The 9,385-nt window shown below is 44.1% G+C and carries 7 protein-coding genes; 2 read left to right on the top strand and 5 right to left on the bottom strand.

The window, feature by feature from the left end:
• A partial coding sequence (locus tag AC4II3_RS28565; protein WP_490722978.1) for a hypothetical protein occupies nt 1-185 on the bottom strand: 185 nt, incomplete at its 3' end.
• A 503-nt stretch (nt 186-688) separates the two neighbouring features.
• On the opposite strand from AC4II3_RS28565, the gene AC4II3_RS28560 reads away from it, so the two are divergent.
• Nucleotides 689-2,812, top strand: coding sequence for a multicopper oxidase family protein (locus tag AC4II3_RS28560; protein WP_488015102.1), 2,124 nt, complete (start codon nt 689-691; stop codon nt 2,810-2,812).
• Between the two features lie 122 nt (nt 2,813-2,934).
• On the opposite strand, the gene modB is transcribed toward AC4II3_RS28560, so the two are convergent.
• From modB to AC4II3_RS28540, 4 genes are all read right to left on the bottom strand, one after another.
• Entirely contained in the window at nt 2,935-4,803 is a 1,869-nt protein-coding gene (gene modB, locus AC4II3_RS28555; RefSeq protein ID WP_488015104.1) for a molybdate ABC transporter permease subunit, read from the bottom strand.
• Between the two features lie 170 nt (nt 4,804-4,973).
• Nucleotides 4,974-5,807 (bottom strand): amino acid kinase family protein, encoded by an 834-nt coding sequence (locus AC4II3_RS28550; protein WP_488015106.1) that lies wholly within the window; start codon nt 5,805-5,807, stop codon nt 4,974-4,976.
• Nucleotides 5,808-5,894: 87 nt separating this feature from the next.
• Entirely contained in the window at nt 5,895-6,710 is an 816-nt protein-coding gene (locus AC4II3_RS28545; RefSeq protein WP_488015108.1) for an amino acid kinase family protein, read from the bottom strand.
• 290 nt (nt 6,711-7,000) lie between these two features.
• Nucleotides 7,001-7,816, bottom strand: coding sequence for a class I SAM-dependent methyltransferase (locus AC4II3_RS28540; protein WP_488015110.1), 816 nt, complete (start codon nt 7,814-7,816; stop codon nt 7,001-7,003).
• A gap of 818 nt (nt 7,817-8,634) precedes the next feature.
• Here AC4II3_RS28540 and AC4II3_RS28535 point away from each other — a divergent pair.
• Complete coding sequence (locus tag AC4II3_RS28535) at nt 8,635-8,988, top strand: hypothetical protein (protein ID WP_488029586.1); 354 nt, start codon at nt 8,635-8,637, stop codon at nt 8,986-8,988.
• Nucleotides 8,989-9,385: the final 397 nt, after the last annotated feature.

Here is a 9,385-nt window from a genome sequence, read left to right as displayed (position 1 = left end):
ATCGCTTCTATTTTACCCACCCCCCACACCCCACACCCCATACCCTGTCTAGTTTTTAGCCTTGTTGTCACCCCCTCAGCCACTCTACTCCTATTGATTCCAAGACTGAGGCAACGTTGATCTTTGGGTAGAAGCCATTGACACCATTGATCTTGTCGTTGACGACGCAAAAGGGGAGATTCCATGAAATTTGCTTTAAGTTTGGGAGCTTAAGCTTTTCATGGAATCCCCTGAAGATGCTATCCCTGTCTTATGATTGAGACTCTATACCTACCAGTACTTTCAAGACTTGTCTGCACCACTGCCGATAGGTTAGCAAGCAAATTCCCAAGTCCTGATCCACTAGGTGTAGGTGTGAAAGCATCTGGCACTTCACAAGAGTGCTCGAACGGTAGCAGAAAAGTACCAAAAAATTTGAGAGCAAGGAGGATTTAGGTTTATGCCTTAAACCCCTCTCTGGGTGGGTGACAGGCAAGCTAAAATCCTTACTGGGTAATAAGTTCAGCCCATCATTTACTTAAGGTGCGCTCTTACTTGGCGAATTAAATTCTTAATGGGTCAAGGGCACCTTTGCCTCTTGCCTCTTGCCTCTTGCCTCTTGCCCTTGCGCGTAGCGCTATATTTCATCCTCAATCCTGGCTCTGTAGAACCTTGAATTGAAGTCTTACCATTTTGGAGAAAAAACCAGATGAGTGATAACGAGAACACCACATCTCAACAAGCTGACCAGAGTCCTGAAGTGTTGCCCTCAGGCATAAAACGACGGGAATTCGTAATCGCTGGTATTGCGGCGACAGCAGCCTTAGGGTTGCCGAAATCAGCTAAAGCTGAGGAGCCCACATGTACTACTACAAGTGTTGCTATTTCACCTTGCTTAAACCCCCCCTCAGATACCACTTTTCCAAAACCGAAGTGCATATCTTCTGAAGGCGGTACGGTTAGTGTGGACTGGGTTGTAAATTCTGGATCAGTTGACCTGGGTTCATACACAGGGGACAATATCCGCTTCTTAGCCGAAGCATCATCTCCTAATCAATATCTAATTCCTGCACCAACTCTTGTGGTTAACTCTGGGGACCTTATTCATATCAATTTGGAGAATCAGCTACCAGGTGGGGACCAAAACCCATATTGTGATCCTGCACCAGATGCAACAGAACGGAAGGTATTTAACCGACCAAACTGTTTCAACACCACCAACCTCCATTTTCATGGTCTCCATGTCTCCCCTTTAAGCCTTGACTACAATGGAGACACTGTCTCTGGTGGTAAATCTAGCGATGACGATGTTGCGTTTTCTTCCGACGACGTCTTATTTGAATTGGAACCCGGAGATAGCCATGAGTATTATGTCCAAATACCGACAAACCACGCTCCTGGAACTCACTGGTATCATCCACACCGACACGGCAATACTGCACTTTATGTTTCTAGTGGTATGGCAGGAGTAATTATTATCAAAGAGCCACCAGGTCAAGAAATTTGTCCAGATGCGACAGATGTTCTCTGGATCTTGCAAGATATTGTTGCAAATGGGATTAATATTATTAATGACAGAGATATTTATGAGCAAAGGGGTAGTAATAGTGGAGAATGTTTAGTAAACGGTGAATATCAGCCAACTCTCACAGTGCAGAGTGGTGAAATTCAACGCTGGCGATTTGTTAATGCTGGTTCTACACCTCGAACTTTAATGACACTCAAACTTTACAAAGGGGAGTTTGACTCAATTCCTCCTGGAGGTGATCTCCAAGAGATGTATCTCATAGCTAGGGATGGTATTACCTTCTACGGTAAATGTCCCCAACCACAAACTGCTCATGTATTTGTACCAGGTAATCGGGCTGATTTTTTAGTCAATCTAGAACCTGGTGATTACACTCTCGTCAAAGATGGTTATACTATCAGTGGAGATGTATATGGGCAAAGCGATCCAACCCAAACAGTAAGTAGTAATGCCTCAGATAACAGTAAACAGGTACTAGCTTACATTAAGGTAGAAAGCACCCCTTACAGTAAGGCAAATGCCGTTGAAAGTCAGTTTAATAGCCTTCTTACTAACGGAATCCCGACAACAGGAATGCCCTGTTATTTAAAAGAGTTTGAAGGTGATGTTCCCCAAAATCCAAAGCCAGTAGATTTTGGAGCTGAAAGCGGCGAAAGACCTCCAAGTAATGTCCCTGGTAGGGGTAACTTCACAATTAACGGGATAAAATATGGCGAGCCCCCATCTGAAGCTAATTTTTCAGTGCAGTTGAATTCACAGGAAGAGTGGATACTCGATAACACTGGTCCTAGTTTTGTAACTCATCCCTTCCACATTCATGTTAATCCCTTCCAAGTAGTAGCAATAGGTACAAAGCCAGAGGCTGAAGTGCAAAGTCAGGTAGTAGCACGAGGTAAAAGGAAAAAGGATCACATAAAAGATCACGTAGTAGCACGAGGTACAAGGAAAAAGGATCAGATAGAACCGAAGGAGCAAGAATGTGAGAGAAAGATAAAATTGAACGACGACGACGTAGAATGGGAGGAAGTGCCGGTTGCAGACCGAATCTGGCAAGACACAGTAGCTGTAGATCCAAATAGACCACTGAAAATTCAGCATCGCTTCGAGGACTACAACGGCACATTTGTACTCCACTGTCATATCCTAATCCATGAGGATCAAGGCATGATGTTTGATGTCACAGTAAATGGTGACGGTTTTAAACCAGGTTGTAAAGTGGACCTTCCAGTGTATCCCAATTGCTCTGATCCTAGTGTTAGTATGGGTTGTGCAGATGAACTTCCAGTGTGTCCCGAGGACTGTTAAATTTCCTCCTAAACAACCCAATTAAACCTCGGCAATAATCTAGTTTAAGAGTACTTCACGACTGCCGTTCCAATTCCGCCACCTGCTGTTGGCGAGGTGGGGGAATGGGTCACTTATTCTATTCAATTTTCCATTAAAATCAGCCTCAATGAATCTAAGTGAACATACAATTGCCCAGACCAACGTTTAATCTCATTCCACTTTTCCCTGTACACCTCAGCTTGTAGTTGATAATCCTGAGAATTAATCTCACAACGATGCAAACTTAGATAAACACTAACCCGATGCTGAGTTTCGCTTGTTGTTACTAACCAACAAGGAAAAGTATTCTCTTGATGTGGCTGTTGAGAGAAAACGAGATGATGGGCACGTATACCTACGTACTTTATTGGTGTATTTAGAGGTTCAATAACTTGCAGAGTACAACCCCAATCTAGAGCCTTAATCCTCTGATGGTCAATAATCTCAACTGAGGAAAAGTTTTTGCACTCCGTTAACTGTGCTACCGTAAGATTAGGAGGATTTTCAAAGATATCTTGTTTTGAACCAGAGGCGATCACTTTTCCTTGGGAAAGTACCAACAGATTCCCACACAGGCGATAAGCTTCCTCCAATCTATGGGTGACAAAAAGAGTTGCTCCTTGGTATGTACAGAAAACTTCAGTCATTAGTTTTTCAATCTGACTGCGTAAATAGCTATCAAGGGCAGAAAGAGGTTCATCCAAAAGTAAAGCTTCTGGCGAGGTCGCCATTGCCCTTGCCAAAGCTACTCGTTGCTGTTGTCCACCGGAAAGTTCATGAGGGTAGCGCTTCTCTAATCCCTGTAAATGCATCATTTCGATGTATTTATACACTATTTCTTTCCTTTGGGATTTGGGCAATTGTTGTAGACCAAAACCAATATTTTGGGCCACTTTCATATGAGGAAACAGGGCGTAGTTTTGAAATACAAAACCAATGCGGCGTTGGTTAGGAGGCAGATTAATCCCTTTTTCCGCATCGAACAAAACTCGCTGGTTCAAGACAATGCGACCTTGAGTAGGTGTTGCTAAGCCAGCAATGCAGCGTAATGTGAAACTTTTGCCAGAACCAGAACCTCCTAAAATTCCCAAGGGCTGATCGTTAGTAGTAAACTTAGCTTCTAGGGTAAAGTTAGAAGCTAAGTCTTTTTTGATATCGACAAAAAGTCCTTGATTTATATTTGTCAGTATTTGGCGATATTCTGTGTTAAAGAAAGGACTTGAGCTTTTTCTCCAGCTCAGTAACCAGTGACTAATAATTGACCACCAACGATTGATTAATATAGAGCAATAATTAGCTAGCCGACTCTGGGAGTAGTTTTGAGCATCAGACCAGTAGTTGATAGTAGTAATTATGGCTAGAGCTATGACCACCATAATTATTACCCAGATTAAAGCTTCCCCCATTTTCCCGGCTTCAGCCGCAAAAAAGATTGATATTGGTATAGTTTGGGTTCTGCCAGGAATGCTGCCAGCTAACATTAAGGTAGCACCGAACTCTCCCAAGGCTCGAGCAAAGGTCAAAACTGTTGCTGCCATCACTCCTGGCCAAGCAAGTGGTAGCAACACTTGCCAAAATATTCTGCCTTCGGAAGCCCCCAAAGTCTGGGCACAGTTAATCAAGTCCTGATTTACTTGCCTGAATGCTCCCAGTACAGTTCTGTACATAAGAGGAAAGGCAACTACTGTCGCTGCAATTACAGTTGCCGACCAGGAAAAGATAATAGAAATTCCCCATTGTCTCAATATCTGTCCCAGTGGGCTATTTCTACCCAGCAACAATAGTAAGAGAAACCCAACAACTGTTGGCGGTAAAACTAAAGGAAGGGTTAAGATACTATCAATGATGCCTTTACCTTTCCCCTGATAGTTAAGCATCCAGCCAGCGACTGTAATTCCTAGAAAGAAGGCAAAAATCGTAGCACAGCCAGCAGTTTTTAGGGAAATCCATAAGGGGGATAAATCTTCCATCAAAGTTGAACGGACGCAAACACTTGGTTAGGTTTGTTAGGAATAACTATAGGGTTTATCAATAGATAGATTGTAAAATCTATTCCTAATTTTCCCTAATACAAAAAAACGATTATAAACGCTATAAAACGACCTAAATTTTGAGAAGATTTTGCCGTATTATCTCCCCATTAGCGATAGACAATAGTCCCGACATGTTCGCCATTGAGAGCGGCTGCAATCTTCTCTGGCGATCGCCCGTTGATAATTTGGAACTGCTCAAACTGCCGAGAATTATCTAATAAATCCAGCAGAATATTTTCAAAAGGAAGGGTCTCCAACTGACGCTCACGGAGTTCCGCCGTGGAGATTTTGGGAATAAAGCTTGCACTTGGATCAATTTTCGGGTCTTTCTCATACAGACCATCCACATCTTTAACCAAGGTCACATTTTTGCAGCCAAAGCACTCGGCCAGGAGGAAGGAACCAGAATCACTGCCGTGAGCAGGAATACGTCCGATTGCTGGTGGATGCTCCCATAATGAGTAAGGGGGTACACCAGTGAAAATCACCCCTGGCACAGTGCGAATGAAAAGAGGTAACAGGTGACCAAAGATGGCTGGTGGCACTGCTACTACTCCATAGGGGGATAGCAAAGCACCAAGAATATGAGCGTTGCCTAAGGCATCAGCCTCAGCCAGTTCGGCTAGCACACCTGTGGGCATACCCAAATCCAGACCGATGGAGAACACATGTCTACTCCTGGCCCCACCGCCAGTGCCGATGATCAGTTTCTTTGATTCGAGAATACTAGCTAGTGCTTCTACCACTGGATAGGTAACTGCACGGCCAGCGTCCAGAATTGATCGGCCTCCAATCTTAATCACGTGAGTATCCGGTAACATGCGAATTACCGGTAATTCTGTGTCTGTGGATTTCTGCACCTCCTTGTCTAGAAGGCTCTCCCGCATCAGAATTGATTGCAGGTGATGGCGTTGGTCGTTACTTTCTGGTGAATAATTCATTTTCTGGTTTTTTGACTGGATACTACTCCGCTTTTTTTTGAACTCTCGCCACAGGTGTGAGCAGCACTCGGCACTTAATTAATCTAATCAATCAGCATAGATGACAGTACCTACTTCTTCCCCTGCTAAAGCCTTGGTCAGATTTCCTCGTTTTAGGCCATTAATAATCTGAATTGACTTGCTATGTTGGGCATTTTCCATCATGGTCAGTATAGGGCGCTCCACTACCAAATCTTTTAGGTCTAGTTCCTTGAGTTCTGCCACCGAAATTTTCTTGATCAATTTCGCTGAACGGTCTTTTTTGGGGTCAGCGGTGTAAAGACCTTCCTCGTCCTTAACTAGGATCATTGATTTAGTGCCAAATACCTCGCTCACTAGGTAAGCGCCGGTATCAGTACGGTGAGGCGGGATACGACCAACCTTAGGATTCTCGTGCCAAAAGGTATAGGGAGGCATACCAAAGAACACCACTGCACCACGCTCAGCCACGTAGAGGGGAAGCTGGGCAAATTGTATTGGTTCGATAAACGGAATACCGTGCTTGGCTAGTAGATAATGGATCATCCTGGCATTCTGCATACTGACGAATGTCCCCAAGACACTTAATACCCCAGTGGGCAGACCTAAATCGATGCCGACGCTGTAACCATGACGAGCTCTACTGCCTCCCCCTGTGCCGATAATCATTTCATGGCGACCCAAATTCTCCACAATCTCTTCTATCAAGGGGAAGACGGCTGCTCTGCCTCGATCAATGAAACTTTGACCACCAATCTTGAGCACAGAGGCATTGGGTAGGATTTCAATTTGTGGTTGGCGACCAGTATCTGCCAGCACATTTTGGTCACTTAGTGAGCCTGTGACCAGAGATTTTCCCAATTCGGATAGAAGTTGATTTTCCATAGAGCCTGAATATCACCATTAGTTTAGTAGGTAGGTACATCTAATACGAAAGTAATCAAGACATATATTTTTTTTTGTTTTGAGGTTAAAATCCTCCAATCTCTGCCTTGCTACAACGAATAATACTAATACCCACATACTTTAGAATACAGAAAAATTGACACTCCCATTGCTCAATGGCAAGGGATTCTTTTTTCGACAGAGCAAACTTAATGTAGTGATTTTCATCAATACACCAGAGGCTCCTCTCTTCAGAAGCATTTATCCAGTACTGTGACTGAAAAGTTACCTCAATATACTTTTTTAATAGTTAACTCAGCCCCCTTTAGTACATAAGCTTCTTCAGACTCCACCTGTTGTTCAAGTTGACCAAATGTCGCTTTTCCCCAGATTTGGAGTTCCTCGAGAATTCTTCGTTTAATACCCGAAGGCACTTCAACACCTCCCAAGCCCTCTACTTGTTGCCAACTGTTGATGGAATCCTGGGGTGTAGTTGCTACTTTCCATCGAGCCACGACGACAGGAGCAATCAGCTTTGCCCCTCTCTGGCAACATAATTCCAGGAGTTGGCGCTGGTTTTGTTCCCCTTGATGTCCCTGAAAACCTAGTTGGCGAAGTCGGCGCTGCATTTCTTGCTGCATTCTGGCTTTGACACTTTCTCTGTGCCGCTGGATGCGACCGATAATTAGTGCTGCGCCTTCCGGCAGAGCAACTCGAAATATCTCGTCAACCACATGCTCAAGGTTTAGCAGGTGTATTGCTCGTGAACTGAAGATAACACGGGCTGTGCCATCAGCAACAGGCCATCTTTGATTACCATCAGCCACTATTAAAGTCGTATTTTTCCCTTGCCAGTTCAGATGTTGCCGAAATACATCAAGCATACCCTCGGAGAGGTCAAATCCAAGGTATTGAACTGGTGAGTGAGCAAACCACTGACCAATTTGACCAGTTCCAGCACCAACTTCTACAACTAGATCACCCGGTTCTGCTTGAGTCAGGGAAAGTATAGCCTGAACAATTTGGTGGCAGTCTTGTTTAGGTAAACCGACTCGTTGATCATAGGTATTAGCTTGTTGATCAAAAGTTGCTCTCCTATCGTTCACGACGTAATTAGTGGATGACAACGCCTGTATTAGGATACCAGTTTTGATAGAAAATAAATTGTAACTTTTTAATAAGTGCTGTGGGTTATTGACAGATGGGTATTGAGGCAGGCTCCCTTGTCAAAAGTGCATACATCTGGTTCAAAAAAGAGATGATTGAAAACCCCGTGTATAAAACTATCAACTTAATGAGGTACAATTTTCTTGGTTTTAGGGAACAGGGAATAGGGAACAGGGAATAGGGAACAGGGAACAGGGAACAGGGAACAGGGAAGAGTAACCCACCACTAAACCTCTCACAGGGGTAGGTTTTTAACAAAGACGTGAGGTGTGGGTTGTAGGGGGTGGGGTGTAGGGGGTGGGTGATAAGAAAGCGATGCAGCCCCGTGGAGACCCCCGCATTAAGGCGCTGCCTCCCCTGTTCCCTTGCTGCATCGCTAAAAATCATCATTGTCAGCCATGCTTTGCGCGAGTGGGGGAAACCCCCGTGAGGCCACTGCATCGCTTGTCTGTACCCCCACACCCCACACCCCACACCCAATACCCCACACCTGAGGTCAAAGTTAAAAACCTACCCCTGTGAGCCCCTAACCCCTCCCAGGAGGGGAATAGGGAACAGGTAAAAAACTTGTGTACCTGATTAGGCTAGAAAACGCAAGAATTAAAAGATGAACAATCTGTCAACCAGCGGTTATTGAGAAATTGCAATAAATGTAAATATTTATTGCAATTTTGCCGATTAGCTACTGGCTAACTTCGACAAAGATATGGTATATCTTGAGGAGCCAAAAAAAATTGATCTCTCTTAAATAACAAAGATGAATAAGCAAGCCTTATCTGAAGCACTCGAAGCTTTAGCTCAACAGGATCGACCATTATCAGAAAAGATTTTTATCAGACTTTTGAGACAGGTTTGGCAAATTGATTGGACAGTGTCAGCCTACGATATATGGGGACACTATATTGAGTGGGATGTTCCCTATTTCCTCAGATTTATGCGTGCTGATGTTGGAGATGAGGCAGAAGAGCAACAGTTGATAGTAGACTGGATAAGTTCCAGACTAGAACTCCAAAAACAAGAGAAAGGACAAGATTGGAAAAGGCGAATAATGTCTCTAATCGAAGAGGTAAATCAATTAAGAGCAAGCACTAGAAAAGGTTCAGGTTGGTAAGGAGCGAGATTTGAGCAGGTGGACAAAGAGAGAATGATCTCGTTAGTCATTTTTTTCTTTGAAAGACTAGCTTTATAGCCCTGCTCATACCAAATCCTGTTAACATACCAAAACAAAACGGGAGCGTGATAGCCCCTTCTTTTAAGGAGGGGTATAAACGTGATGCGACGGGTTTTAAACCGTCGTTTCTATTTATTGATGAGACCTCTTGTAAAAATCAATAGGAAATCAAAATCTATCCCTTTTGCCTTGGCGTTGCTGAATCTTGGAATGAATAGGAGTAGAGTGGGCATCCTGCCCGCGAATAGGAGTAGAGTGGGCATCCTGCCCGCGCGACCAGATCAAGAACGGGCATCCTGCCCGCGCGACCAGATCAAGAACGGGCATCCTGCCCGCG

Source organism: Moorena sp. (assembly GCF_982860115.1).
Note: the sequence above shows the minus strand (reverse complement) of the source record. Positions and strands in the feature narration are given on the sequence as shown.